Genomic DNA, 685 nt, shown 5'->3' with positions numbered 1-685 from the left:
ACACTATCCGCTTCGTCGGCGACGTCCGATATGTATAAGAGACAGGGCTCTAGGTGTTTGAACACAGCAGTAATCTGGGTTACGCACCTGCTGATAGCCTCTTAAAACGCATTCAGGTTGGTAAAAAAGAGGGAGTGGAAGTGGCAAGGAAGTTTGACGACTACCTTGTCAGCGTGGACGATCAAAATCTTGGCGAAACCAAGCTGTTGCGGAAATTAGGCTAAAAATGACCGCACTTTTAACCGAAACCCAAGGGGAAAATCAGGACACTAGCCTGATTCCCCTTTCTGCCTTGCAACACTATGCCTTCTGCCCGCGTCAATGTGCGTTGATTCACAACGAGCAGGCGTGGGCGGAGAATTATTTGACCGCGCAGGGCAAGGCGTTGCATGAGCGGGTGGATTCGGGCGAGCCGGAAACGCGCAAGGGCGTACGCTTTGAGCGGACGGTGCATGTATCGGCGGAAAAACTTGGCATCAGCGGCGTGTTGGATTTGGTGGAAGTGGAAACAAAGACAGGTCGTCTGAAACCCGTGGAATACAAACGCGGCAAGCCCAAACCCAATCCGATGGACGAAATTCAACTCTGCGCCCAAGGCTTGTGCTTGGAAGAAATGACGGGGCAAACCGTCTCTGAGGGCGCGCTGTGGTATATGCAAACCCGCCACCGCGTCCCTATCGTGTTT

General features: G+C 52.8%; 2 protein-coding genes. Both read left to right on the top strand.

Annotated elements, in window-relative coordinates; translation table 11 throughout:
* Positions 1 to 53: 53 nt before the first annotated feature.
* Positions 54 to 224 (top strand): hypothetical protein, encoded by a 171-nt coding sequence (locus tag ACTHTY_RS11350; protein WP_440367709.1) that lies wholly within the window; start codon positions 54 to 56, stop codon positions 222 to 224.
* Between the two features lie 2 nt (positions 225 to 226).
* The coding region (gene cas4, locus ACTHTY_RS11345) for a CRISPR-associated protein Cas4 (protein ID WP_440367707.1) at positions 227 to 685 on the top strand (459 nt) is incomplete at its 3' end.

It is taken from the genome of Neisseria sp. P0019.S002 (genome assembly GCF_051957155.1).
Classification (GTDB): domain Bacteria; phylum Pseudomonadota; class Gammaproteobacteria; order Burkholderiales; family Neisseriaceae; genus Neisseria; species Neisseria perflava.
This window is presented reverse-complemented; position numbering and strand designations above follow the sequence as displayed.